The organism is Thauera sedimentorum, assembly GCF_014489115.1.
Taxonomy (GTDB): domain Bacteria; phylum Pseudomonadota; class Gammaproteobacteria; order Burkholderiales; family Rhodocyclaceae; genus Pseudothauera; species Pseudothauera sedimentorum.
Map to the genome: position 1 here is coordinate 1,155,696 of NZ_JACTAH010000001.1, position 24,850 is coordinate 1,180,545.

A 24,850-nucleotide genomic window follows, 5' to 3' on the forward strand; every position below is an offset into this window, starting at 1 on the left:
ATTATGGCACAGGATCAGAACCACCTCATCTGGCTGGACATGGAGATGACCGGGCTGGAGCCCGACCGTGACCGCATCATCGAAATCGCCGTCGTCATCACCGATGGGCAGCTCAACGTGGTCGCCGAGGCGCCGGTGATTGCGGTCCACCAGCCCGATGCGGTGCTCGACGCGATGGACGAATGGAACCGCAACACGCACGGCAAGTCCGGGCTGACTGCGCGGGTGAAGGCGTCCACCGTGGGCGAGGCCGAGGCCGAGCAGCAGATGCTGGCCTTCCTCAAGGAGTGGGTGCCGGCGCGCACCTCGCCGATGTGCGGCAACTCGGTGTGCCAGGACCGCCGCTTCATGGCACGCTACATGCCGCAGCTGGAAGCCTGGTTCCACTACCGCAACCTGGACGTGTCCACCCTGAAGGAACTTGCCAAGCGCTGGCGGCCGGAGGTGTACAAGGGCGTGGAGAAGAAGGGCAAGCACGAGGCGCTCGCGGACATCCACGAGTCGATCGCCGAACTGCGCCACTACCGCGACAACTTCCTGCGACTGTCCTGAGCGCGGTCGTGGGCCACTCCCCGCGTGTCATGCTGGCCCGCGCCACCGGGTGGCTGCGGGCGCGCTGGCGCAGGCTGCTGGCGATTGCGCTGGTGGTGGCCTTCTTCTATCTGCTGGGCTATTTCACGCCACGGGTGAGCAGCCCGGGCATGTGCCTGATCTACGGGTAGGGATCGCCGCGGCGCAATGCGGCGATGGCCCGCTGCAGGCCGATCGTCGCGCCATCGCGGCGGGCCGAGGAGGTGGCGTCCGACAGGCGCCGTGCCATCTCCTTGCCCAGTTCCACCCCGTACTGGTCGAAGCTGTTGATCCCCCAGATCCAGCCCTGCACGAACACCTTGTGCTCGTAGAGCGCCATCAGCGCGCCGAGTGAGTAGGCATCGAGGCGCGGCAGCAGCACCGTGGTGCTGGCCTGGTTGCCGGGAATCGCCAGATGCGGCGCCAGGCGGCGGATCTCGGCGTCGTCCGCGCCGCGCTCGCGCAGGGCGGCGACCGCTTCGTCCAGGCTGCGTCCGTGGGTGAGGGCGGCGGCCTGGGCGAGCGCGTTGTTGGCCAGGGCCTGGCGACGCGCGTCCTCACCGCCGGCGACCACGATGAAGTCCACCGGAATCGCCCGCGTGCCCTGGTAGAACAGCTGGTGGAAGGCATGCTGGCCGACGGTGCCGGCACCGCCCCAGACCACCGGCGAAGTCATCACCGCGGTGCTGCTGCCGTCGCGCAGCGTGCGCTTGCCGTTGCTCTCCATTTCCAGCTGCTGCAGCCAGGCCGGGAAGCTGCGCAGCCCGTGGGCGTAGGGCAGCACCGCCAGGGTTTCCTGGTCGAGGAAGTCGGTGTTCCACAGGCCCAGCAGTCCCATCAGCACCGGCAGGTTGGCGGCCAGCGGCGCACTGCGGAAGTGCTCGTCCATCGCCCGTGCGCCGGCGAGCAGCGCGTCGAAGCCGTCTTCGCCCAGTGCGATCAGCAGCGGCAGGCCGATGGCCGACCACACCGAGTAGCGTCCACCCACCCAGTCGGGCATCGGCAGCAGGCGCTGTTCGGCGATGCCGAAATCCACCGCGGCGGCCACGGCGTTGGTCACCGCGGCGAAATGCGCGCCGATGTCGGCGTCCGCGCCCAGTGCGGCGCGCAGCCAGGCGCGCGCGGCCTCGGCGTTGGCGAGGGTTTCGGCGGTGGTGAAGCTCTTGGAGGCAACGATGAACAGCGTCTCGGCCGGATCGGCGCCGGACAGCACTTCGTCCAGTTCCTGGGGGTCGATGTTGGCGGCGAAGTGCACCGTGACCGGGTGCTTCGCCGCCGGGCCGGCGAGCGCCTCGGCGACCATGCGCGGGCCCAGGTCGGAGCCGCCGATGCCCAGATTGACCACCCGGCGGATCGGCCGGCCGCTGGCGCCCTTGAGTGCGCCGGCGCGCAGTTCGCGGGCCAGGGTGCGCATGCGCGTGGCGGTGTCCTGCAGTTGCGCGGCGTCGGCGGCCGGTGGCGGGCAGCCGCCACGCAGGGCCATGTGCAAGGCTGCGCGGCCTTCGGTGTGGTTCAGGCGCTCGCCGCGGAACAGGGCGTCCACCCCTTCCGGGAGTCGCGCCTGGTGGGCCAGTTCGATCAGGGCGTCGAGTGCGCTGCGGTCGATGCGCTGGCGGGAAAAGTCGGCCAGCAGGCCGCAGGCGCTCAGGGAGAGGGTGTCGAAGCGTCCCGGGTCCGCATCGAACAGGTCTGCCACCCGCGCGGCGGCCAGACGTTCGCGATGGGTTCTCAAGGCCTGCCAGGCGGGCAGGCGATCGGGCGGCAGGAAGGTATCAGTCACGTCGATAGAGTCTGAAGATGTCCAGTTGCTTGCCGCCGCCGCGGCGGTGTTCCCACAGCAGCGTCCAGTCGTCGGGCAGCTTGCGCGGCCCCTCGCGGCGGTCGTCGTGCACCAGCAGCAGCCTGCACGGGCTGCCGGCCGGGCTCACCGCCTCGGGGCGGAGTCCGGCGTAATAGTCGAGCGATGCGCGCACCGCGGGAGACAGGCCGGTGGCCGCCACGCAGTCGGAGTGTTCGTCCGCCAGCACGCCGGCCAGCGATTCCACCGGCGGGCGGTAGCTGCGGCCGTGGTCGAACCAGGGCATCAGCAGGGTGACTGCCAGGCACCAGAGCATGGTCATGCCCAGCGCCCAGTTGCCGGGCGCGCGGTTGGGGCTGCGCGGCAGGCGCCAGGCCAGCACCAGCCAGACGAGCGTGATGATGGCGCCGATCGCCGCCAGCGTGGTCGAGCCGTGCAGCACGAAGTCCGCGCCGTAGCGTTCGACGTGGCGCGCGAGCCCGGGCGGCCAGGCAAAGACCTGTGCGCTCCAGCCCAGCCATACCAGGATGCCGAACACCCCGAAGGTCATCACGCCGAACCAGTCGAAGGCGTTGGCCGCGCCGCGCCGCAGTTGCGGCACGCCGGACGCCGCCAGCAAGGCGAGGGGCGGAATCAGCACGAGCAGCGCGGCGGGGCGGTCGTAGTCGTCGATGAACAGCCAGATCGCGGCCAGTATCACGGCGGCCACCGGCAGTACGATCGGCAGGCCCAGCAGGCGGCGGCGCCCGATCCACAGCCCCCACAGCGCGATCGGCCACAGCGGCCACACGAACCAGCCGATGTCCTCAAGGACCCTGCCGTACTCCGCGACCGGTATCGGGTTGCTCCCGAGCGCCCCCCAGTCCCCGGTCCACCAGAGCCTGAACAGCTCGGGTTCCTGGTAATGCAGGGCCAGCGGCCAGGCCGCACCGAGGGTCAGCGCGAGACACAGGCCCAGCAACAGGGCGCCGCTGGTACGCGGCGTGTGACATTCACGGCTGACCAGCAGGACCAGCACGAAAAGTGGCAGGGTCAGCAATGCAGCGGCAAAGCCGCCGGCCAGGAAGGCCAGCGCCGCGCCGAGCGATGCCTGCAGTGCGCCGGCGAGCGGCGCGCTGCGCAGATGCGCCAGGCCGGCCAGGGTGAGCGCCTGCATGGCGATCAGCGCCAGCATGGGCTGCGTCTCGTGCGCGTGAATGACCAGGCCGAGCGTGCCGAGGGTAAGCAGCACGGCGGGCGTGCGCGCCTCGCGGCCATGGAGTTTCTCGGCTGCGCGGGCGATCCAGTACAGCGTCAGCGCGGCAAACAGCGCGCTCGCCAGTCGCGCGCCGTCGTGCAGCGGCAGCAGCCACGAGAAGAGTCTGGCCAGCAGCGCTGCGGCCCAGTAGTAAAGCGGCGGAAAATCGGTGACCGGTTGGCCGGCCAGGCGCGGGAACAGCAGCCCCTCGCCCTGCAGCATGCCGAGCACCGGGCCGAAGTGGGCTGCGTCGTCGCCGCGCCAGGGGTCGTGCCCGGTGAGGCCGACCAGCAGGTACAGCGCTGCCAGCGCGATCAGGCCGAGCGGGCTGAACAGCCGGTGGATCAGCGAAGTGGAGAATGCGGGGGTGCTGGACATCTGCGCGTCGGAGTGTCTGCAGGGGCGCCGGTGATGACCGGAGAATCAAGCAGGCGATTGTATCCTGCCTGGATGGCCAGCGCCGGCAGCGTACGGTACGGACAACAAAAAAGGCAGCCGTAGCTGCCTTCCTCGCGGAACGCTGTCCGATCAGCCGAGGCGCTGGACGTTGCCGTACTTCTGGCGGAAACGCTCGACGCGGCCGGCGGTGTCGACGATCTTCTGCTTGCCGGTGTAGAACGGGTGGCAGGCGGAGCAGACTTCGACGTGCAGGCTGGGCTTGCTCATGGTGGAGCGGGTCGTGAAGGTGTTGCCGCAGGAGCAGGTCACCTCGACGTCGTTGTAGCTGGGATGGATGTCCGCTTTCATGTTCGGTCCTTGGTACAGGCGGGCGGTGAATGTGGCCGCCCTGGGTGGTGAAAGGCGGGGATTATCCCGCAGCGCGGGAATTACCGCAAGGCCGGCGAGCGGCAAGGGCGAGGCGCGTGCGGGATGGCGGCAGCTTGACGCCCTGAAAGGCGGTTCGGGTCGATCCCGATGGGGTAAGCCCGAATGCCGCTGCGCTGCCCCTGCTGGGTAAAGTCCAGCCCGATCATTGCCTTGGAAGCGATGACGTGGAGGAGACCGACATGTTTCGCAGCTGCAATCGTTTCACCCGCTACCTTGGCCGTGCCAGCCTGGCGCTGTGCCTGAGCATTCCGCTCGTCGCCGGGGCACAGGAAAGCTTGAAGATCGGACTGTCCGGTCCATTCACCGGCGGTAGTGCGCCTATGGGCAACAGCATGCGCCTCGGCATACGCATGGCGGTCGAGGAGATCAACGAATACGTCGGCGGCGTGCTCGGGCGGCGCATCGAACTGGTCGAGCGCGACGACGAGGCCAATCCGCAGAAGGGCGCGGCGATCGCCCAGGAGCTGATCGAGCGCGAGAAGGTGGTGGCGACCGTGGGCATCGTCAATACCGGCGTGGGGCTGGCGTCCATCGACCACTACCAGAAGGCGCGGGTGCCCTTGCTCGTGGCGGTGTCCACCGGCTCCGAGCTCACCGCCCGGCACGCGCCGACCGCCGAGCGCAAGAGCTTCGTTTTCCGGGTTTCGCCACGTACCGGGGTCAGCAACCTCTTCCTCGCCCGCCATCTGGTCAAGGACCGTGGACTGCAACGGATTGCGATCCTCGCCGACGACACCGGCTATGGCGAGGCCGAGCGCGCGGATCTCGAGGCGGCGCTGGCCGGGTTCGGCGTGCAGCCGGTCGCGGTGCAGCGTTTTGCCATCGGCGACCGCGACATGAAGAAGCAGCTTGCCGCCGCCCAGCGTGCCGAGGCGCAGGCGGTGGTGATGTTCGGCATCGGCCCCGAACTCGCGGCGATTGCCCGCGACCGCGCGGCCATGGGCTGGTCGGTGCCGCTCTATGGGAGCTGGACGGTGCAGATGCGCAACTTCCTCGACCAGGCCGGCGCGGCGGGCGAGGGCGTGATGGCGGTGCAGACCTTCATCCCCGGCAGCCAGAACACCCGTCACCGGCAATTCATCGAGGACTTCCGCCGCCGCTATGGTGACGAGGCAATGGAGTCGGCGATGTCCGCAGCGCAGGGCTACGACGCCATGCGCCTGCTGTTCAGCGCGCTGGTGACCGCGGGCTCTGCCGATGGCGAGCGCATCCGCGCGGCGCTGGAACAACTCGATCGCGGTGTCGAAGGCGTGGTGACCACCTACATCCGGCCCTTCTCCGATCGCGATCACGACGCCATCACCGAGAACATGCTGGTGCTCGGCGTGGTGCGCGACGGCAGGGTCGACTACGCCTTCGCGGAAGATGCGCGGCGCAGCGTGGCCCTGCGACGCAAGCAGGCCGCCGAAGCGCGCTGAGCCGCGAGCGGGTGGAGCCGGCGGTGCGCGGGGAGGCGGGCCTTGAACTACAATCGCGCGTCTTGCCAACGCCCGGATCGTCATCTTGCGCCTGCTGCTCGCGCCCATGGAGGGCCTGCTCGATTTTCCCTTGCGGGACGTCCTCACCCGCGTCGGCGGCTACGACCATGCGGTGACCGAGTTCGCCCGCGTGTCGGGTACGGTCCTGCCCCGGCGCTACTTCCGCCGCATAAGCCCGGAGCTGGCCAGTGCCGGCCGGACCTCGGCCGGCACGCCGGTGCGGGTGCAGCTGCTCGGCTCCGATCCCGCGCTCATGGCCGGCAGCGCCGGGGTGCTGGCCGCGCTCGGGCCCGCGGGGATCGATCTCAACTTCGGCTGCCCGGCGCCCACTGTGAATCGCCATCGCGGCGGGGCGGTGCTGCTCGACGAGCCGGAACTGCTGCACCGCATCGCCGGCGCGGTGCGTGCCGCAGTGCCGCGCGGCATGCCCTTCAGCGCCAAGATGCGCCTGGGCGTGAGCGAAACAGCGCGGGCGGTCGAGTGTGCCCAGGCCCTGGTCGACGGCGGCGTGGATGAACTGGTGGTGCATGCCCGCACCAAGGCTGACGGCTACCGGCCCCCCGCGCACTGGGAGTGGGTGGGGCGGATCGCCGACGCCGTGCCGGTGGCGGTGGCCGCCAACGGCGAAGTCTGGTGCGAGGCCGACTGGCGGCGCTGCCGTGCGGTGAGCGGTGCCAGCGACGTGATGCTCGGCCGCGGCGCGGTGGCCGACCCCTTCCTCGCGCGCCGCATCCGTCTGGGCCTGACCGACGAGGCGGCAGCCGACCCGGCGCTGCGCGAGCGCGAATGGGCCGAACTCCGACCACTGCTGGCGCACTTCTGGCAACTGGTGCGCATGCGGGTGGCGGCCCGCCACGCCCCCGGCCGTCTCAAGCAGTGGCTGGGGCTGCTGCGGCGCAACTACCCGGCAGCCCAGCGCCTGTTCGACGATGTCCGCGTGCTGCGCCTGCCGCAGGAAGTGGACGTGGTGCTGGCGCGCCACGGTATCCTTGCCGCACCGGAAGCGCTGGCGGCCTGAGCCCGCCCCTTCCGCACCCTCCGCCATCGACGCCGAACACGTGAGCTACGCCAATTCCCGCATTCCCTCCAGCGCCCAGCAGGGCGTGCATGACAAGCTCGCCGAACGGGTGGCGCGCCACCTGCGCGAGCCCTTCCGCAAGCCCTATGCCGATTACAACCGCGCCGCCTTCGAGATCAGCCTGGCGGGCTGGGACCGCCGCGCCCCGCTGATCCTGGATGCCGGCTGCGGCGTCGGCCACAGCACCATCCAGATCGCCCGCGAATACCCGGACCACTGGGTGATCGGCGTCGACCAGTCGGCCGACCGGCTCAACCGCCGCAAGCCGTATCCCGATGCGCTGCTGCCCACCAACATGGTGTTCGTGCGCGCGGATCTGGTCGACTACTGGCGCCTGCTGGCCGACCAGGGCCTGCAGCTGGCGCGGCACTACATCCTCTACCCCAATCCCTGGCCCAAGATCGGCCATCTCGCACGGCGCTGGCATGCGCACCCGGTATTCCCGTGGATACCGAAACTGGGTGGCGTGCTCGAGTGCCGCAGCAACTGGCAGGTCTATATTGAAGAGTTCGCCCTTGCGCTTGGCATGGCCTGCGGACGGCAGATCGCCTGGGAACAGTTCCAGGCGGAGGTGCCGCTGACGCCCTTCGAGCGCAAGTACCGCGATTCGGGCCAGGCCCTGTTCCGCCTGGGCTGCGATCTCGGCAGCGGGGCGGGGCAGGCGAGCGCAGGACCAGGCATGCAGACAACAACCACCGGAGTGCAGCAATGAACCAGAACGAGATCGAGGCCCACATCCTCAGCGATGACGAATTCGAGGCGCTCGAAGAGCTGCTGACCTCGGACGTGGTGCCGGAGGACTGCATGGACCTGGAGATGCTCGACGGCTTTCTCGCCGGCGTGATCGCCAGTCCGCACCCGATAGCGCCGGGCGGCTGGCTGCCGGCGGTATGGAGCGCGCATGAGGACGAGGTCTCCTTCGGTTCCGGCCGGCAGATGCAGCAGGCCATCCGCCTGGTGCTGCGCTACCACAACGAACTGGTGGCCACCATCGGCGCCGAGGAGAGCTGGGAGCCGTTCTGCTATGCGGCCGGCGAGGGCGACACCCTGGCCATCGGCGAAGAATGGATGGCCGGCTTCACCCAAGGCCTGGAGCTGTGGCCGGAAGACTGGGAAACGCTGGTGCCCGAGGAGGCCGCCACCGCAGTGCGCGAGGAGATCGCCCAACTGGCCGCTACCTGGGGCAGCCCCGCGGCCGAAACCGCGGACGAGGAAACCCGCCTGCTGTGGCTGGAAGAGGCCGGCCAGGCGGTGGCGCGCATCCGCGGGCGCTGGCAGGCCGCGGGCTTGAGCGGCCCCGCGCTGCTGCAGGTCGAGCAGTCCGTTTCCGCCGCACCGGCCGGCCCGGGGCGCAACGATCCCTGCCCCTGCGGCAGCGGCAAGAAGTACAAGAAGTGCTGCGGGGCCGACAAGGCGTGAGCGCGGCCGCGGGCAGCGACCCGTGCACGCGCTGCGGCGCGTGCTGCGCCGCTTTCCGGGTGGATTTTCATCCGGCCTGCCTGGCGAGCCGCGAGGCAGACGGCGTGCCCGATGCGCTCACCGTGCCGGTCACCGCCCAGCTGGTGCGCATGCGCGGCACCGACGCCGCGGAGCCGCGCTGCATCGCGCTGCGGGGAGAGATCGGCGTGGCGGTCGAGTGCGGCATCTACGACCGCCGCCCGCCGCCGTGTCGCGACTTCGCGCCCTACGCGCCGCTGGGCATGGGCGACGAGGCCTGTGCCCGCGCCCGCAGGCGGCATGGCCTGGCGCCGCTCTGAAGATTTCGGCAATAGTCGTTTCCGGCAAATACAATTTGCACAAAACGTTCGTTAAAACAACGGCTTAGGGCGCTATTTGGCGCTTGATTTCGGCAGGCGAATCGCTAGAATCCGCGCGCCGAGGTCGATAGGCCGCCCGAACAATTCCTTCCCGTCCCGCGTTCCGCGGGGCAGATGTCCAGCAGGCGCGCAGCGCGTCGTCGATCCGGTGGGTGTGCCCCGGCACGCCCTCGCGTATCCGAGCGTGTGTGTTGGGCATGGAAACCTACAATCCCTGTATCGAGTGCGGCATCTGCTGCACCCATTTCCGTATTTCCTTCTACTGGGCGGAAGCCGACGATGCCCCTGGTGGCTTCGTGCCGGCCGAGATGACCGAGAAGCTCACGCCGCATCTGCGCTGCATGAAAGGCAGCAACGACGTGCCGCGCCGCTGCAGTGCGCTGTCCGGCACGCTGGGTGAAGCGGTGGCGTGCACCATCTACGAGAACCGGCCGACGCCCTGCCGCGAATTCCCGGTGTACTTCGACGACGGCACGCCCAATCCCAAGTGCGACGAGCTGCGGGCCACCATCGGCCTGCCGCCGCTGCCCTTCTTTCCCCTGCCGCAAGCGGCCTGATCAGGCCGCCTCGCCGACGGCAGCGAGCAGGGCCAGCGGGCCGACCGCGCGGATCTGCTCGATCTGCGCGGGCCGGCGCACGAACAGCGAGCCGGCAAATCCCAGCGCGTTCACCGAGATGTCCTGCCAGTGCTCGTGGCGCCGGGGGACCACCATCAGCCAGTCGCGGTCGAGCAGCAGGTTGTAGGGCGGCATCGGGTCGGCGTTCGGAGGCAGGTCCAGCGCCGTGCAGGCGGCCGCGAAGGCCTCGTGCAGCCGGGGGCCGGCCTCGTCCGGAAGCGTCCAGTCGACCGCGGCCAGCGAGACGAAGGCGTGGCGGAAGGGCAGGCCGGCAAGCGTGCGCGTGCCGGTGTGCGGCGGCTGCTGCGCGAGCCGGTCGGCATAGGCGCGCAGCGAGGCCTCGCCCGCCGCGGCGGGAATCCATTGCAGATGCTTGTGATGCTGGCTGGCGCCGGCCGTCGCCCCGCCGTTGTAGAAGCCCAGTCCGCCGAGCGGCCCCATCACCCGGGCCAGCGCGGCAAAGTCCGCCGCGGTGAGCGGGGCGGTCTGCGCCTCGTAGGCGCGGGTGATCACCAGCAGATGGCGGTCGATCACCGGAAACTTGTTCAGCACCGCCAGATGCGCCTCGCCGAGCGGGCCGACGGTGAGTTCGGGTTCGGGCGGCAGAAAGGGGTTGAAGTTGCCGTCCCGCCGTCCGGCGGCCTGTTCGCGCGCCGCGTGCTTGCGTTCGATGCTGGAGATCCAGCGCACGGTGAAGGGCAGGACCACGGGCTCGAGCGCGGCCTGTTCCGTGTGGATGGGCTGCAGGATGTCCTGCGCGAGCGCGCCGGCACGCGTCCGGTCGATGTCCGCGAGTAGCCCGGACGGGTGCGCGGCGGGAGAGGGAGCGAGGGAGGCAGGCGAAGACATGGCAGCGGGCAGGGTTCTCGGCGACAATCCGGGTCCGCGCAATTTTACGCGCTGCCGCCGGGCGGCGCCGGAGCACAGCATGTCACAGAACTTCGCCGTACGGGGCGACCACATCCAGCTCGACCAGTTGCTCAAGACACTGGGCCTGGTGGACTCCGGCGGCGCCGCGCACGCGGCGGTCGAGGCCGGCCAGGTGCAGGTGGACGGCAAGGTCGAAAGCCGCAAACGCGCAAAACTGCGCCCCGGCCAGCGGGTGAGCTTTGCCGGCGAAACAGTGGTGCTGGTGGCAGAAGGCGAAGCCTGAACGCCCGCGAGCGCGGCAGGGGTGCTGTAGGAGCGGCCTTGGCCGCGATTGCAGCGGTGGTAGCTGCACATGCCGCATCGCGGCCAAGGCCGCTCCTACAGGGGATGCGGTGTTCAGCCGGGCAGGCGGCGATGTACGCGAGCCTTGCGTCGGCCGGACAGCTTCTCCCAGATCCATCCGCAGGGCAGGTCCTCGCCGATGAGTATCGCGGCCAAGGCCGCTCCTACACGGGGGATGGTGCGTGCTGGATGCGGGTGAGCTTTGCCGGTGAAAGAGTGGTGCTGGTGGCAGAAGGCGAAGCCTGAACGCTCGCGAACAGGGCGGGGGTGCTGTAGGAGCGGCCTTGGCCGCGATCACGGCGGTGGTAGCTGCACATGCCGCATCGCGGCCAAGGCCGCTCCTACAGGGGATGCGGTATTCAGCCGGGCAGGCGGCGATGTACGCGAGCCTTGCGTCGGCCGGCCAGCTTTTCCCAGATCCATCCGCCGGGGAGGTCCTCGCCGGTGAGCACGTAGGTCAGCGCATGCTCGTTCGCCAGGCATAGCGCAAGGTCGCTGCGCGCGGCGCGGCGGCCGACCAGCAGCAACTCGTCTCCCGCACGCACCACCGTTTCGCCGCGCGGCATGATCAGATGGTCGTCGTCGTCGCGCTCCATGTACACCGCCTCGCAGGCGAGGTATTCGTTGCGGTTGTGCGGCGAACGCAGCAGGGCGTCCAGGGTGATGTCCTCGCCGGCCATCAGCCGGCGGTAGAGCGCGGGCGTGCGGGACAGGTTGATGCGCTCGCTCCACACGGTGGGCACGTCCCAGCCGAAGCGGCCGGTCAGGCGCTTGAGCAGCCAGTTGCACCATTCCTCGTCGCGCTGCTTCATCTCCTCCAGGAAAGGCACCAGCAGCGGGGTGGTGAGGATGGCCAGGCACTCATGGGCGATGATCTCGCTCGGCACCATGTTGAAGTCGGCGTCGAAGGCGTCGAACAGCGCGTGGTTGCTGTAGTGGTTCTGCCGCAGCACGATGAACAGCTCGCGGTTCAGTTCGCGCGCGGTGACGGCGATGGACAGGTTGTCCACGTCCGAGCTGGTGCCGGCGACGATGCCGACCGCGTCCTTCACGCCGGCGGCGTTGAGCGCCGGCGCCCCGGTGCCGTCGCCCTGCACCCAGCGGTGGTCGACGTCGTCCGGCGGGTGGCGGTCGATGATGGTCAGCGGCACTTCCTTGCGGTCGAGCGCCTGCACCATGACCCGGCCGAAGCGCCCGTGCCCGCACAGGATCCACTTGCCGCGCGGCGGCTCGCGGTGGTGCTCCACCGTGGTGCCGGGCAGGCCGGTGAGCCAGGCCAGCAGCTGCCAGGCGGGCGGCGACTGCAGCGCCAGCCCGAGGTAGTCGCCGAACTTCTCGAAGGGGTTGATGATGTGGCGCGTGCCGAAGGAGGCCATGTTGGCCGCGGTTTCCGCCGATTCCGCGCGGCACAGGGCCGGCAGGCGGGGGGCCAGCAGGCGGGCGGCGATGGCGATGGCCAGGTTGGCGCTGTCGTCGTTGGTGAGCGCGATCACGCCCACGCAGTGCGGGCTGGTCAGGCCGGCGAAGCGCAGGGTCTCGGGGTTGGAGGCGTCGGCCGCCAGGGCCGGTACGTCGGCGGCGTAGCCGTGCAGGTCGACTTCGCCGACCTTGTTCTCGTCCATCTCCACCACTACCGCGCGCTGGCCGAGGCGGTCGAGCGCGCTGCAGATCAGCCGGCCGGTCTCGCCATAGCCGCACACCAGGAAGAAGGGCTCGCGCAGGCGCCGCACCGCGCGCATGAAGCGCTGGGTCTGCACCGCCTGGCGCAGGCTGCGGTCGGAGAGCAGGGAGAACACCGTGCCCACGGTGTAGGCCCAGCCGACCACCGACAGGTAGATGCAGATCGTCACCCACAGGCGCTGCTGGTCGGAGAAGTCGTAGAGGATCTCGCCGAAGCCGATGGTGGTGGCGGTGTAGCTGATGAAGTAGAAGGCGTGGAAGAAGCTCAGGTAATGCACCCGGCCGTCGGCGTCCACGCCCGGCGACAGCGTCAGCCCCAGCACCGAGATGGCGATGATGGAGATCAGCAGGATCAGCGGCGCGCGCAGGCGCCGCATGATCAGGAAGAAGATGCTCTGATGGCGGGGCAGGGGCGTCATCGCGGATGCCCGGCGGCGTTCAGCGCCGCTGCATGATGGTCTCGGCGATCAGGATGACCACCGAGATGAAGTTGGCGAGCAGCGCGCCGCCGGACAGCGAGACGATCTTGGCGGTCATGTCCGGGGTGAGGCCGGCCGGGGCGATGTGTGCCGCGTAGCCCCACACCATGGCGGCGGCGATCAGCTGCAGGTCGGCCACCAGGCTGGTGGACAGATGCACCGCGCCGATCTGCGTGCGGTCGCCGAACTTGAGCACGGTGGCGATCAGGCTCACCACGATGGCGGCGAACAGTTCGTATATGTCGTGATGTGACGGATTGTCGATGTCGCCGATGAAGAAGCCGAAATTGAGCGTGGCGGCGAGTACGATGAAGAAGCCGAAGATGACTTTTTCCAGGTTCACGATGGCATCCGGGTGGCTTGGGGCCCGGCCATTATAGGGGCTCCCCCGGCGCCTTGCCGTGCTCCCGGGCACGCAGTGCTTGCCGCCGGTCAACATCCTCGCGGGAGGGCAGCGTTAGCATCTGCTCATGAACAGCTTGCGTGCGTGGCTGCTTGGCCTTCTGCTTTCCTTCGTCGTGGCGCCGGCCGCGGCGGAGGTGGGCGTGCACGTGTTCTGGCAGCAGGGCTGCCCGCACTGCGAGCGGGCAATCGCCTTCCTCGCGCCGCTGGCCGGCGGCGAGGTCGATCTGCGCACCCACGAGATCAGCGCCGAAGGGCCGGCCCGCGAGGCCTTCATGGCCATCGTCGAGGCGGTGGGCATCGAACGGCCCAGCGTGCCCATGGTGGTGATCGGCAACCAGGTCTTCCTCGGCTTCGACGGTCCCGAGGGCAGCGGGCGGGCCTGGCTGGCGGCCATCGAGCACTGCAGGGCCAACGACTGCGTGGATCTGCTCACCGGCTTGCAGACCAACGCGCCACAGGGCGAACTTGCGCCGCCTTCGCCGCCGCCCTCGGTGCGCCTGCCCATGCTCGGCGAGTTGCAGCTGCAGGGCCTCTCCTTGCCCGCGCTGACCGTGCTGCTCGGCACGCTCGACGGCTTCAACCCGTGCGCGATGTGGGTGCTGGTGTTCCTGCTCGGCCTGCTGGTGCCGATGCAGGACGCCCTGCGCCGCTGGACGCTGGGCGCGGCCTTCCTGCTGGCCTCCGCCGGGGTGTATTTCCTGTTCATGGCCGCCTGGCTCAATGCCCTGCAGTTCATGGCCGCAACGAACTGGGTGCGCAGCGCGATCGCCGTGGTGGCGCTGGCTGCGGGTGGCTATTACCTGATCGACGTGCTGCGCAATCCGCAGATGGCCTGCCCGGTCGGCCAGTCGGACGGGCGCCGCAAGGTGTTCGAGCGCCTGCGCGGTGCGGCGGCCGAACCGCGCTTCCTGCTCGCGCTGGCGGGCATCGTCGGGCTGGCGGTGGCGGTGAACCTGGTCGAACTGCTGTGCTCGGCGGGCCTGCCGGCGGTCTATGCCCAGGTGCTGGCGATGAACGAACTGCCCGCCGGGCAGCACTACGCCTACCTGGCGCTCTACCTGTTCTTCTTCATGCTCGACGACCTGGCGGTGTTCGCGGTGGCGATGATCACGCTGCAGGTCACCGGCCTGTCGGCGCGTTTCGCGCGCGTCCTGCGCGTAGGCGGTGGGGTGCTGTTGCTGGGGATCGGGCTGGCGATGCTGTTCCGTCCGGAGTGGCTCAGCATCGCCTGAGCCGGCGGTTTCAGCCTTCGTGCAGGTCGCCGTCCACGTAGTACCAGTGTCCGTCCTCGCGGACGAAGCGGCTCGTCTCATGCAGGCGCGAAGCCCGGCCGCCGACGCGACAGCGGGCGATGAACTCGACGATGGCCTCGTCCGGGCCGGTCTGTTCGTGGCGCAGCACCTGCAGGCCTATCCACTTGGCCGCCGCCAGCTCGGCAGGGTCGATCGATTCCGGGCGGGTGGACGGATGTGCGGTGGCCAGCAGCCAGTCGGTCAGGCGCAGCGCGTAGGCGCTGTACCGCGAGCGCATCAGCGCTTCGGCCGTGGCAGGCGGGCGGCTGCCGTCATGGGCGGGCCCGCAACAGTCGGCGTAGGGCAGGCCGGACTGGCAGGGGCAGGCGGGGGAGGCGGTGCGCTTGGCGGGCATGGCTGTGGTCAACGGTGCTGCGGCAAAGCGCGCATCATAGCGCCGGAGGGGCTTGTTACACTTGTGGCGCTTACCGCCACCGATCGCAGGGCCATGACACGATGACCGCCAAGTCGCATGAACGCATCAAGCACACCCGCCGCTACCTGATCGTCGGCGTGCTGACCGCCGCGCCGCTGTGGGTGACCTGGCTGGTGTTCGATTTCCTGTTCTCGCAGTTGTCCAAGATGGGCATTCCCTGGGTGGTGGCGCTGGCGCGCGCACTGCGCGGCCCCGCCCCCAGCGTGGCGGACTTTCTGCTGCAGCCGCTGTTCCAGTCCTTCCTCGGCCTGGTGTTCACCGTGCTGGTGTTCTACCTGCTGGGCTGGTTCGCCACCCAGGTGATCGGCCAGCGCATCATCGACTGGATGGAACGCCTGGTGCAGGGCATCCCGCTGGTGGCGGCCATCTACGGCGGCACCAAGCGTTTTCTCGCCGCGGTCAAGGAGAAGCCCGCCGGGGTACAGCGCGTGGTGCTGATCAACTTCCCGTCGGAGCAGATGAAGGCGGTGGGCTTCGTCACCCGGGTGATCCGCGACGAGTCCAGCGGCGAGGATCTGGCCGCAGTGTATGTGCCGACCTCGCCCAACCCCACCTCGGGCTACATCGAGATCGTGCCCATCTCCCAGGTGGTGTCCACCGACTGGACCATGGACGAGGCGATGAGCTTCGTGATGACCGGCGGCGCCACCTCGCCCGAGCAGATCCGCTTCAGGAACCCGCCCTCGGTCGATGCCGACGCCCTCCGGCCGGAACCGCCGGCAGAAGGGGCAGCGAAGGGCTGATGTTTGAACTGGCCCCGTCGCCGCGTGACGACGGCACGAAGCCCGGCGCGCATGTAGGAGCGGCCTTGGCCGCGATGCGGTTCTCGTTGTTCCGCACGCCGCAATCGCGGCCAAGGCCGCTCCTACAGGGGGCGAGGGCCGATCCGCCGGCAAGGCGCACAGCGACCGGGAGGTCTGGCGTGTGAACTGGCACCGTCGCCGCGTGACGGCGGCACGGAGCCCAGCGCGCATGTAGGAGCGGCCTTGGCCGCGATGCGGCTTTCGTTGTTCCGCACGCCGCAATCGCGGCCAAGGCCGCTCCTACAGGGGGCGAGGGCTGATCTGCCGGCAAGGCGCACGGCAACCGGGACGTCTGGCGTGTGAACTGGCACCGTCGCCGCGTGACGGCGGCACGGAGCCCGGTGCGCATGTAGGAGCGGCCTTGGCCGCGATGCGGTTCTCGTTGTTCCGCACGCCGTAATCGCGGCCAAGGCCGCTCCTACAGGGGGCGATGTCGCATCGGCCCCGGTCGTCGCTTAAATTAACGCCTTGTCAGGCCAGGATCTCCCTCAGCACGTAGGGCAGGATGCCGCCGTGGCGGTAGTAGTCCACCTCGATGGGCGTGTCGATGCGGCACAGCACCGGCACTTCGCGCCGGCTGCCGTCGGCGCCGTGGATCACCAGGGTAAGGTCCTGCTGCGGCTGCAGGTCGGCCGAGACGCCGAGCACGTCAAAGCTTTCCTCGCCGGTGAGGCCCAGCTTCTGCCAGCTGTCATCGTTCTTGAACTGCAGCGGCAGCACGCCCATGCCGACCAGGTTGGAGCGGTGGATGCGCTCGAAGCTCCTCGCCACCACCGCCTTCACGCCCAGCAGCGCGGTGCCCTTGGCCGCCCAGTCACGGCTGGAGCCGGTGCCGTATTCCTCGCCGGCAAAGACGATGGTCGGCACGCCGCGCTTCTGCCAGGCGCTGGCGGCCTCGAACACCGTGGTCTGCTTGCCGTCCAGCAAGGTGTGGCCGCCTTCCACCCGCGAGCCGTCCTCGCGCGGCGGGATCATCAGGTTCTTCACCCGCACGTTGGCGAAGGTGCTGCGCACCATCACGTCGTGGTGGCCGCGCCGCGAGCCGTAGGAGTTGAAGTCCTTGCGCTCCACGCCCTGCGATTTCAGCCATTTGCCGGCGGGCGTGGCCTCGCCGAAGGAGCCCGCGGGGGAGATGTGGTCGGTGGTCACCGAGTCGCCGAGCAGCAGCAGGGTGCGCGCGCCGGTGATGTCGCCGATGCCGCCGGGCTTCATGCCGAAGCCGTCGAAGAAGGGCGGGCGGGCGATGTAGCTGGAGGCCGGCCAGTCGTAGACCTGGCCGGTCGGGGCCGGAATCGCGTTCCACAGGTCGTGGTCGCGGGTGAAGTCGGCGTACAGGCGGCGGAAGGTGGGCGGGTCCATGGCGTAGGGCATCACCGCGTTGATCTCCTCGGAGCTCGGCCAGATGTCGCGCAGGTAAACGTGGTGGCCGTCGCTGCCGGTGCCGAGCGGCTCATTCACCAGGTCGGCATTCGCGCGCCCGGCGATGGCGAAGGCCACCACCAACGGCGGCGAGGCGAGAAAGTTGGCGCGGATGTTCGGGTGAATGCGCGCCTCGAAGTTGCGGTTGCCGGAGAGCACCGCGGCGGCGATCACCTTGTTGTCGTTGATCGCCTCGTTCAGCTCCGGCGCCAGGTCGCCGGAGTTGCCGATGCAGGTGGTGCATCCATAGCCCGCCAGCGCAAAACCCAGCTTGGCCAAGGGTTCGAGCAGGCCGGCCTTCTCCAGGTAGTCGGTGACCACGCGCGATCCCGGCGCCAGCGAGGTCTTGATGTGCGGCGCCACCGCCAGGCCCTTGTCCACCGCCTTCTTCGCCAGCAGGCCGGCGGCGATCAGCACCGCCGGGTTGCTGGTGTTGGTGCAGGAGGTGATAGCCGCGATCAGCACGTCGCCGTGCCCCAGGCTGACGCCGGGCAGGCGGGTGGGGAAGCGCGTGCCGAGCGAGGCTTCCGGCACGCCGAAGCCGTCGTCCACCTCGGGCGTTTCCAGCAGGCGGTCGAAGGCGTCTTCCATGTCGGCCAGCGCAATGCGGTCCTGCGGGCGCTTCGGCCCGGCCAGCGAGGGCACGATGTCCGCCAGGTCCAGGCTAAGCACGCGGGTGTAGTCCACCTCGCCGGCACGCGGCACGCCGAACAGGCCCTGGGCGCGGAACCAGGCCTCGAACAGCTCGCATTCCTCCTCGCTGCGCCCGGTGCCGCGCATGTAGGCCACGGTCTTGTCGTCCACCGGGAAGAAGCCCATGGTCGCGCCGTATTCCGGGGCCATGTTGGCGATGGTGGCGCGGTCGGTCACCGACAGGCTGGCGGTGCCTTCGCCGAAGAACTCGACGAACTTGCCCACCACCTTCTCGCGGCGCAGCATCTCGGTAACGGTCAGCACAAGGTCGGTGGCGGTCACGCCTTCGTTGAGACAGCCCTTCAGTTCAACGCCGATCACGTCCGGGGTGAGGAAATACACCGGCTGCCCCAGCATCGCCGCTTCCGCCTCGATGCCGCCCACGCCCCAGCCCACCACGCCCACGCCGTTGATCATGGTGGTGTGCGAATCGGTACCCACCAGGGTGTCGGGGAAGTAGAGCGTGCCGTCTGGCGTGTCCGCACTGCGCACGCCGCGGAACAGGTATTCCAGGTTCACCTGATGCACGATGCCGATGCCCGGCGGCACCACCTTGAAGGTGTCGAAGGCCTGCATGCCCCATTTCATGAACTGGTAGCGCTCGCGGTTGCGCTCGAACTCCAGTTCCATGTTCTGGCGCAGGGCCTGCGGGGTGCCGTAGTGGTCCACCTGCACCGAGTGGTCCACCACCAGGTCCACCGGCACCAGCGGCTCGATCTTCTTCGGGTCCTGGCCCATGTCGGCGGCCACGTTGCGCATCGCCGCAAGGTCGGCGAGCAGGGGTACGCCGGTGAAGTCCTGCAGCACCACGCGGGCGACCACGAAGGGAATCTCCTCGGTGCGCGGCGCGTCCGGCCGCCAGCCGGCCAGTTGGCGCACGTGCTCGGTGGTCACCTTGCGACCGTCGCAGTTGCGCAGCACCGCTTCCAGCACGATGCGGATGGACACCGGCAGGCGCGAAACGCGGCCCAGGCCGGCGCGTTCCAGCGCGGCGAGCTCGTGCAGCAGGCCGCTGCGCCCAGAAGGGGTGGAGAAGGTCTTCAGCGTGTCGAAGGATTTGTCAGGCATGGCTTGCTCCCGGGCAAGAGTGGATTGTTCGGGATGACGTGTGAAATCGGACCGCGCGCGGCCGCGGGGTGTTCCCCGCCGCATCGGGTCTGTCCCTTTGTCTTGTAGTGCAGGCGGACGCATTTCGCGATGTCCGTTTTCCCTGCGCCGGGGGTGCAAGGGGCTGATGCGCGGCGGGGCGGCGGCGGGTAGAATTCGGCCTGACCCGCGTTTCGATGTTGCGTTGCACCGCAAGTCTTATAAAAGACATATAATCTGCGCGAGCCGTCTCCGGGCGATCCCCGGACCATCCCGTCACCGTCACGAATAAGGAAGGAAGTCGCCGTGCTTGAAGCCTACCGTGCCCATGCCGCCGAGCGTGCCGCCCTCGGCATCCCCGCCCTGCCGCTGAACAAGCAGCAGACCACCGAACTGGTCGAACTGCTCAAGAACCCGCCTGCCGGCGAAGAAGCCTTCCTGGTCGAACTGCTCACCCACCGCGTGCCTGCCGGCGTGGACGACGCCGCCAAGGTCAAGGCCGAGTTCCTGGCCCGCGTCGCCAAGGGCGAAGAAGCCTGTGCCCTGGTCTCCCGCGCCAAGGCCACCGAACTGCTCGGCACCATGCTGGGCGGCTTCAACATCAAGCCGATGATCGACCTGCTGGGCGACGCCGAAGTGGGCGCCATCGCCGCCGAGGGCCTGAAGAAGACCCTGCTGATGTTCGACTACTTCCACGACGTCAAGGAACTGGCCGCTGCCGGCAACGCCAACGCCAAGGCCGTGATGCAGTCCTGGGCCGACGCCGAGTGGTTCACCAGCCGCCCGGAAGTGCCGGCTTCGCAGAAGCTCACCGTGTTCAAGGTCACCGGCGAAACCAACACCGACGACCTCTCCCCCGCGCCGGACGCCTGGTCCCGCCCGGACATCCCGCTGCACGCGCTGGCCATGCTCAAGAACCCGCGTCCGGGCATCACCCCGGAAGAGCCGGGCGTGCGTGGTCCGGTGAAGTTCCTGGAAGAGCTGCGCGCCAAGGGCAACCTGGTGGCCTACGTCGGTGACGTGGTCGGCACCGGTTCCTCTCGTAAGTCCGCCACCAACTCGGTGCTGTGGTTCACCGGCGAAGACATCCCCTTCGTGCCGAACAAGCGCTTCGGCGGCGTGTGCCTGGGCTCCAAGATCGCCCCGATCTTCTTCAACACCATGGAAGACGCCGGCGCGCTGCCGATCGAGATCGACGCCGGCCAGATGGACATGGGCGACGAGATCGAACTCAAGGTCGACGCCGCCTCCGGCAAGGTCACCGCGCTGAAGAACGGCGCCGTGATCGCCGAATCGCAGCTCAAGACCCTGGTGATCCTCGACGAAGTGCGCGCCGGTGGCCGCATCCCGCTGATCATCGGCCGCGGTCTCACCGCCAAGGCGCGTGAAGCGCTGGGCCTGCCGCCCTCCACGCTGTTCCGCCTGCCGCAGAACCCGGCCGACTCCGGCAAGGGCTTCTCGCTGGCGCAGAAGATGGTCGGCCGCGCCTGCGGTCTGCCGGAAGGCCAGGGCATCCGTCCGGGCACCTACTGCGAACCCAAGATGACCACCGTGGGTTCCCAGGACACCACCGGCCCGATGACCCGTGACGAACTGAAGGACCTCGCCTGCCTCGGCTTCTCCGCCGACCTGGTGATGCAGTCCTTCTGCCACACCGCGGCTTACCCCAAGCTGGTCGACGTGCGCATGCACCGCGAGCTGCCGTCCTTCATCTCCACCCGCGGCGGCGTGGCCCTGCGTCCGGGCGACGGCGTGATCCACTCCTGGCTCAACCGCCTGCTGCTGCCCGACACCGTGGGCACCGGCGGCGACAGCCACACCCGCTTCCCGATCGGCATCTCCTTCCCGGCCGGCTCCGGCCTGGTGGCCTTTGCCGCCGCCACCGGCGTGATGCCGCTGGACATGCCGGAATCCGTGCTGGTGCGCTTCAAGGGCACCATGCAGCCGGGCGTCACCCTGCGTGACCTGGTCAATGCCATCCCGCTGTACGCCATCCGCCAGGGCCTGCTGACCGTCGAGAAGAAGGGCAAGAAGAACATCTTCTCCGGCCGCATCCTGGAAATCGAAGGTCTGCCGGACCTCAAGGTCGAACAGGCCTTCGAGCTGACCGACGCCTCCGCCGAGCGCTCCGCCGCCGGTTGCACGGTCCACCTCAACAAGGAACCGATCGTCGAGTACATGAACTCGAACATCACCCTGATGAAGTGGATGATCGCCAACGGCTATCAGGACGCCCGCACGCTGAAGCGCCGCATCAAGGCCATGGAAGAGTGGATCGCCAACGGCGAACTGCTCAAGGGCGATGCCGATGCCGAATACGCCGCCGTGATCGAGATCGATCTGGCCGACATCAAGGAGCCCATCGTCGCCTGCCCGAACGACCCGGACGACGTCAAGCTGCTGTCCGAAGTCGCCGGCGACAAGATCGACGAAGTGTTCATCGGCTCGTGCATGACCAACATCGGCCACTTCCGCGCCGCCGGCAAGGTGCTGGACGGCAAGTCCGACATCCCGACCCGCCTGTGGATCGCCCCGCCCACCAAGATGGACGCGATGATCCTCAACGAGGAAGGCTACTACGGCGTGCTCGGCAAGTCCGGCGCCCGCATGGAAATGCCGGGCTGCTCGCTGTGCATGGGCAACCAGGCGCAGATCCGCAAGGGCTCGACCGCGATGTCCACTTCGACGCGCAACTTCCCGAACCGCCTGGGCATCGACACCCGCGTGTACCTTGGTTCGGCCGAACTGGCCGCCGTGTGCGCGCTGATGGGCAAGATCCCGAGCGTGCAGGAGTACATGGCGCAGGTCGAGGTGGTGAACAAGAAGGCCGCCGACATCTACCGCTACATGAACTTCGACCAGATCGAAGAGTTCAAGAGCGTTGCCGACACGGTTGAAGTGTGAGGTAGGGAGCCGGAGCGGGGCGCCCACGTAGCGCCACCGCCCACCCGGTAGTGAAAACGCCCCTGTCCGGGAAGCCGGCGGGGGCGTTGTTTTTGGGGTGGCGGGTGATCGGCCGTAGCTGACGGTCAGCTGTCGCCGAATGAGCGACCGGAAAGCTCTTTAGACCTGACGCCAAGCTCTGAGTCTTACCGGAAACGTCTGTAGCATCGGCGCTGGGATGGGTCTTGCCCCAGGTGTATGATTTGTTCATGTGGTTCTCTCGCGCCCGTCATGATCCTGAAGAAAGTCATCCTTAAGAAGTTCAAGAGAGTCGACACGGTCGAGCTCGACCTCTCGGCTTCCCCCATAAGCGTCCTTATCGGCCCGAACAACTGTGGCAAGAGCAGCGTCCTCCAGGGAATTCATTTCTCGGTCACAGCAGCGATCGCGTCCCGAGAAGCGGATCGCAGCACGTACGCTCAGGACGCACTCCTATACTGCCCCGCGCGAGATTTCAAGCAGCTTCGGCACGGCGACGGGTACGCGAACCAGTCTAACTTTGGGCACCTTCAGGTGTTTGCTGATTTTCCGGACGACGAGGGCGAGGAGAACTACTCCATCCGTATCTATCGGGGCAGAAATGAGGGAAACGTCGGCTGCCAGCGATCAGGAAGCGCGAAGATCAATGCCCACGTGGCGAACTCAGATAACCTGTTCAGCGTATACGTGCCCGGGTTGGCCGGCATCCCGCAGACTGAGCAGTTCCGGTCAGAGAGCGTAATCCGGCGTGGCGTCGCGAGTGGCGACGCCAACCTCCACCTCAGGAACGTTCTTTACATCCTCAGCCGTCGCGACCGGGGCAATATGCTCGAAACGCTGAAGAAGCGTATGCGCGCCCTCTTCCCCCAGTTCCATCTCTGGGTCGATTTCAACCCAGCGAAGGACGTTTATATTGGCGTCGAAATATCCACAACGGGGCAATACGGGCGGAGATGCCCGCTTGAACTGGTGGGGACCGGCGTGCTGCAGGCTCTTCAGATTTTCTCCTACGTGACCCTTTTTTCCCCGAAGCTCCTCCTACTGGACGAACCGGACTCCCACCTTCATCCCGACAACCAGGTTTTACTCGCTGAAGCGCTCCGTTACATAACGTCGGAATCCGGCACCAAGGTCGTCATCTCGACCCACAGCCGGCACTTGGTCGAAGCCATGTACGGTGAGGCGAATTTCGTTTGGCTGAAGAATGGCTCCGTCTTCAAGCAGGGCGTTGAACTTGAGCGCTTGCCCCTGCTCCTCGATATCGGGGCGCTTGACTCCTTCGACAAGCTGATGGCGGGCACAATCAGCTTCGTCTTCCTTACCGAGGACACCGACAAACGGATGCTCCAGGCTTTGGTCGCACGCTCCGGGTTCCCGATGTCCAAATGCCTCATCTATAGCTATAAGACCTCCACCAACCTCGAATCCGCGAAGATCCTAGCTGCCTTCATCCTGAAAAGCGCGCCGAAAACGACGGTGGTGATCCACCGCGACCGGGACTTCATGACGGACGAGGAGGTAGGTACCGTGTCCGCCAAAATTTCCGACGTCGGCGCGGTTCCTTTCATCACGGAACACAGCGATGTCGAAGGGTACTTCATTGTTCCCGGGCACATTGCCGAACTTACCGGCAAGGATCCTTCCGAAGTAGCCGAGTGGCTCAACAGTATCGCTAGGGAAGAGCACGTCGCGATCCAGCACGACTTCACAAGAAAGCGGGACGAGTTGAAACAGCTCCTCTACAAGGGCGCAGCCAAATTTCCGGATACCATTGCTCTACTCGGGAAGGAAATCCCCCTTCCGCCCGAAAAGAGAGTCGGAAAAGCAATGCTAAGGAGAGTCAGAAGCCAGATTAAGGATTTCGCTGGAACGGTTCCCGATTTCCTGAAGCCTACTGTTCATATCTGGTCGCCGGGGTTAAAACTGATCCTCGAATCCATAACAGACGCTCCAGTCTATTCTCCCGTATCCAGAGGCCGGCCGATACGGGTCTCAAAGCTCTAATATACGCGGACTTACCAACGCGAGCAGAGTTTGTCGGTAGGTTTAGGCGGTATCTCCGCCACGTCTTCTTGGACAGTTGGACGTCTGCTGAGGCCGAGGTACTGCCGTTTGCGGTCAGCATGAGACAGGTGCTCGGCCGAAGCGGTCTGCCAGGGAAGAGTCGAACAATGTCCGGTTTACACAAAACTGCGGACACGCCCGGGCTTGATGTAGCGGCCAACCCATACGGATTCGACAGCGAAAATGCTTAACGACTCGACAAGTCTCCTGCATGACCACGTTGACTGGCATAGATCGTCGTACGACGATTGATCACCATTTGCCGACGAGTTCCAGTTTTTCCAGCTTCATCACTCTCTGTGTTCCGTCGCTACTTGCCAGGCCAAGCTCAGAAAGAATTGCCTTTGGGGTCGGCTTGAACCACTGTCGGCAGACATCTGCCAGGTCACCATTCTCAGCTCGGCTCATGAACAACTTGATCAACTCATTGGTCAGTGCCGGATTCACTTGCAGATAGAAGTCGCCCTCTCGTACCAGTTCGAATGGGGAATTGGCCATTTCTGACTTGGGTCTCTGGAACATTTTCCGTGGCAGGCGCAGTTTCGAGTCCGGGATTTTCTTCAGAAGGTTCTCCCGGAAGATCGGTGCCATGAGGTCAATCACAACGCCATTGCATTCGATCCACGCATGAAAGGCTTCGTTGTGGCTGGCGACTTCTCCATTTTCGAAAGTCTCCATGTCCGTAAAAGCCATCACAAGGTCAGTTGCATCATCGACACGGAAGAAGGCAGAGCCACAGACGGGTTGAGTTCTAAGCCCGAATGCCTTGTCGAGGACATAGCTACCAACCATCGTGAAAAATACGCACCCGTTGGCGGTATGGGCATCCACGCTGTTTAGGACGGTAACCAGAATACGGCTCAGCCGTTCGTAGTCGACAAAGGAGAGCGGGAGTGGTGTTGATTTGGTTTTTTTCATTGCTAAGCCAATTCTGAG

At 67.3% G+C, this 24,850-nt stretch carries 22 protein-coding genes; 13 read left to right on the forward strand and 9 right to left on the reverse strand.

Annotation, left to right across the window (positions count from 1 at the left end; genetic code table 11):
* Positions 1-3: 3 nt before the first annotated feature.
* Both orn and IAI53_RS05220 read left to right on the forward strand, forming a co-directional pair.
* Positions 4-552: an oligoribonuclease gene (orn, locus tag IAI53_RS05215; RefSeq protein ID WP_187717064.1), complete on the forward strand. Its 549-nt coding sequence runs from the start codon at positions 4-6 to the stop codon at positions 550-552.
* A gap of 8 nt (positions 553-560) precedes the next feature.
* The gene (locus IAI53_RS05220; RefSeq protein ID WP_187718017.1) at positions 561-722 is read left to right on the forward strand and encodes a hypothetical protein; all 162 of its coding nucleotides are present in this window, start codon (positions 561-563) and stop codon (positions 720-722) included.
* Here the strand turns inward: IAI53_RS05220 and pgi are convergent.
* From pgi to rpmE, 3 genes are all read right to left on the reverse strand, one after another.
* Positions 713-2,350, reverse strand: a complete 1,638-nt coding sequence (gene pgi / locus IAI53_RS05225; protein ID WP_187717065.1) for a glucose-6-phosphate isomerase — start codon at positions 2,348-2,350, stop codon at positions 713-715. The two genes, IAI53_RS05220 and pgi, sit on opposite strands and share 10 nt — an antisense overlap.
* On the reverse strand, positions 2,343-3,983 hold the full coding sequence (locus IAI53_RS05230) for an ArnT family glycosyltransferase (RefSeq protein ID WP_187717066.1): 1,641 nt from the start codon (positions 3,981-3,983) through the stop codon (positions 2,343-2,345). The genes pgi and IAI53_RS05230 overlap by 8 nt, the downstream gene beginning before the upstream one ends.
* A 150-nt stretch (positions 3,984-4,133) precedes the next feature.
* Complete coding sequence (gene rpmE / locus IAI53_RS05235; protein WP_187717067.1) at positions 4,134-4,352, reverse strand: 50S ribosomal protein L31; 219 nt, start codon at positions 4,350-4,352, stop codon at positions 4,134-4,136.
* 260 nt (positions 4,353-4,612) lie between these two features.
* Here rpmE and IAI53_RS05240 point away from each other — a divergent pair, with 260 nt between their 5' ends.
* The 6 genes from IAI53_RS05240 (at position 4,613) to IAI53_RS05265 (ending at position 9,363) form a co-directional block, all read left to right on the forward strand.
* Positions 4,613-5,851, forward strand: a complete 1,239-nt coding sequence (locus tag IAI53_RS05240) for an ABC transporter substrate-binding protein (RefSeq protein ID WP_187717068.1) — start codon at positions 4,613-4,615, stop codon at positions 5,849-5,851.
* Between the two features lie 85 nt (positions 5,852-5,936).
* Positions 5,937-6,929, forward strand: coding sequence for a tRNA dihydrouridine synthase (locus IAI53_RS05245; RefSeq protein WP_187717069.1), 993 nt, complete (start codon positions 5,937-5,939; stop codon positions 6,927-6,929).
* Positions 6,930-6,969: 40 nt separating this feature from the next.
* On the forward strand, positions 6,970-7,701 hold the full coding sequence (gene trmB, locus IAI53_RS05250; RefSeq protein ID WP_187717070.1) for a tRNA (guanine(46)-N(7))-methyltransferase TrmB: 732 nt from the start codon (positions 6,970-6,972) through the stop codon (positions 7,699-7,701).
* Positions 7,698-8,408 carry a UPF0149 family protein gene (locus IAI53_RS05255; protein WP_187717071.1) on the forward strand — a complete coding sequence of 237 codons (711 nt, stop codon included), beginning with the start codon at positions 7,698-7,700 and terminating at the stop codon, positions 8,406-8,408. The genes trmB and IAI53_RS05255 overlap by 4 nt, the downstream gene beginning before the upstream one ends.
* Positions 8,405-8,746, forward strand: a complete 342-nt coding sequence (locus IAI53_RS05260; RefSeq protein WP_187717072.1) for a YkgJ family cysteine cluster protein — start codon at positions 8,405-8,407, stop codon at positions 8,744-8,746. Before IAI53_RS05255 ends, IAI53_RS05260 begins: the two co-directional genes overlap by 4 nt.
* Positions 8,747-9,003: 257 nt before the next feature.
* Complete coding sequence (locus IAI53_RS05265) at positions 9,004-9,363, forward strand: YkgJ family cysteine cluster protein (protein ID WP_187717073.1); 360 nt, start codon at positions 9,004-9,006, stop codon at positions 9,361-9,363.
* On the opposite strand, the gene IAI53_RS05270 is transcribed toward IAI53_RS05265, so the two are convergent.
* The gene (locus IAI53_RS05270; protein ID WP_187717074.1) at positions 9,364-10,272 is read right to left on the reverse strand and encodes an ATP adenylyltransferase family protein; all 909 of its coding nucleotides are present in this window, start codon (positions 10,270-10,272) and stop codon (positions 9,364-9,366) included. It abuts the gene before it with no gap.
* A 79-nt stretch (positions 10,273-10,351) separates the two neighbouring features.
* Here IAI53_RS05270 and IAI53_RS05275 point away from each other — a divergent pair, with 79 nt between their 5' ends.
* Complete coding sequence (locus tag IAI53_RS05275; protein ID WP_187717075.1) at positions 10,352-10,576, forward strand: RNA-binding S4 domain-containing protein; 225 nt, start codon at positions 10,352-10,354, stop codon at positions 10,574-10,576.
* Between the two features lie 418 nt (positions 10,577-10,994).
* Here IAI53_RS05275 and IAI53_RS05280 read toward each other — a convergent pair whose 3' ends face one another.
* Complete coding sequence (locus IAI53_RS05280; protein WP_187717076.1) at positions 10,995-12,734, reverse strand: potassium channel family protein; 1,740 nt, start codon at positions 12,732-12,734, stop codon at positions 10,995-10,997.
* 19 nt (positions 12,735-12,753) lie between these two features.
* A complete protein-coding gene (locus IAI53_RS05285; protein WP_187717077.1) occupies positions 12,754-13,137 on the reverse strand; it encodes a DUF6394 family protein in 384 nt (127 codons plus the stop codon).
* Positions 13,138-13,264: 127 nt separating this feature from the next.
* Between IAI53_RS05285 and IAI53_RS05290 the strand changes: the two genes are divergently transcribed.
* On the forward strand, positions 13,265-14,431 hold the full coding sequence (locus IAI53_RS05290) for a glutaredoxin family protein (RefSeq protein WP_187717078.1): 1,167 nt from the start codon (positions 13,265-13,267) through the stop codon (positions 14,429-14,431).
* Positions 14,432-14,441: 10 nt separating this feature from the next.
* Here IAI53_RS05290 and IAI53_RS05295 read toward each other — a convergent pair whose 3' ends face one another.
* Entirely contained in the window at positions 14,442-14,846 is a 405-nt protein-coding gene (locus IAI53_RS05295) for a YchJ family protein (protein WP_187717079.1), read from the reverse strand.
* 101 nt (positions 14,847-14,947) lie between these two features.
* On the opposite strand from IAI53_RS05295, the gene IAI53_RS05300 reads away from it, so the two are divergent.
* On the forward strand, positions 14,948-15,670 hold the full coding sequence (locus IAI53_RS05300; RefSeq protein ID WP_187717080.1) for a DUF502 domain-containing protein: 723 nt from the start codon (positions 14,948-14,950) through the stop codon (positions 15,668-15,670).
* Positions 15,671-16,201: 531 nt separating this feature from the next.
* Here the strand turns inward: IAI53_RS05300 and acnA are convergent.
* On the reverse strand, positions 16,202-18,910 hold the full coding sequence (gene acnA, locus IAI53_RS05305; protein WP_187717081.1) for an aconitate hydratase AcnA: 2,709 nt from the start codon (positions 18,908-18,910) through the stop codon (positions 16,202-16,204).
* Between the two features lie 324 nt (positions 18,911-19,234).
* On the opposite strand from acnA, the gene acnB reads away from it, so the two are divergent.
* Positions 19,235-21,832: a bifunctional aconitate hydratase 2/2-methylisocitrate dehydratase gene (gene acnB, locus IAI53_RS05310; protein ID WP_187717082.1), complete on the forward strand. Its 2,598-nt coding sequence runs from the start codon at positions 19,235-19,237 to the stop codon at positions 21,830-21,832.
* A 270-nt stretch (positions 21,833-22,102) separates the two neighbouring features.
* Complete coding sequence (locus tag IAI53_RS05315) at positions 22,103-23,854, forward strand: AAA family ATPase (RefSeq protein WP_187717083.1); 1,752 nt, start codon at positions 22,103-22,105, stop codon at positions 23,852-23,854.
* Positions 23,855-24,166: 312 nt separating this feature from the next.
* Here the strand turns inward: IAI53_RS05315 and IAI53_RS05320 are convergent, their stop codons facing one another.
* Positions 24,167-24,832 carry a DUF2026 family protein gene (locus tag IAI53_RS05320; RefSeq protein WP_187717084.1) on the reverse strand — a complete coding sequence of 222 codons (666 nt, stop codon included), beginning with the start codon at positions 24,830-24,832 and terminating at the stop codon, positions 24,167-24,169.
* Positions 24,833-24,850 lie beyond the last annotated feature (18 nt).

Coding starts and splice junctions, on each gene's coding strand:
- IAI53_RS05300 (WP_187717080.1), top strand. CDS start 14,948: ATGACCGCCAAGTCGCATGAACGCATCAAGCACACCCGCCGCTACCTG.
- IAI53_RS05240 (WP_187717068.1), top strand. CDS start 4,613: ATGTTTCGCAGCTGCAATCGTTTCACCCGCTACCTTGGCCGTGCCAGC.
- IAI53_RS05270 (WP_187717074.1), bottom strand. CDS start 10,272: ATGTCTTCGCCTGCCTCCCTCGCTCCCTCTCCCGCCGCGCACCCGTCC.
- IAI53_RS05230 (WP_187717066.1), bottom strand. CDS start 3,983: ATGTCCAGCACCCCCGCATTCTCCACTTCGCTGATCCACCGGCTGTTC.
- IAI53_RS05265 (WP_187717073.1), top strand. CDS start 9,004: ATGGAAACCTACAATCCCTGTATCGAGTGCGGCATCTGCTGCACCCAT.
- IAI53_RS05290 (WP_187717078.1), top strand. CDS start 13,265: ATGAACAGCTTGCGTGCGTGGCTGCTTGGCCTTCTGCTTTCCTTCGTC.
- orn (WP_187717064.1), top strand. CDS start 4: ATGGCACAGGATCAGAACCACCTCATCTGGCTGGACATGGAGATGACC.
- IAI53_RS05255 (WP_187717071.1), top strand. CDS start 7,698: ATGAACCAGAACGAGATCGAGGCCCACATCCTCAGCGATGACGAATTC.
- rpmE (WP_187717067.1), bottom strand. CDS start 4,352: ATGAAAGCGGACATCCATCCCAGCTACAACGACGTCGAGGTGACCTGC.
- IAI53_RS05320 (WP_187717084.1), bottom strand. CDS start 24,832: ATGAAAAAAACCAAATCAACACCACTCCCGCTCTCCTTTGTCGACTAC.
- IAI53_RS05295 (WP_187717079.1), bottom strand. CDS start 14,846: ATGCCCGCCAAGCGCACCGCCTCCCCCGCCTGCCCCTGCCAGTCCGGC.
- IAI53_RS05275 (WP_187717075.1), top strand. CDS start 10,352: ATGTCACAGAACTTCGCCGTACGGGGCGACCACATCCAGCTCGACCAG.
- IAI53_RS05315 (WP_187717083.1), top strand. CDS start 22,103: ATGATCCTGAAGAAAGTCATCCTTAAGAAGTTCAAGAGAGTCGACACG.
- IAI53_RS05280 (WP_187717076.1), bottom strand. CDS start 12,734: ATGACGCCCCTGCCCCGCCATCAGAGCATCTTCTTCCTGATCATGCGG.
- acnA (WP_187717081.1), bottom strand. CDS start 18,910: ATGCCTGACAAATCCTTCGACACGCTGAAGACCTTCTCCACCCCTTCT.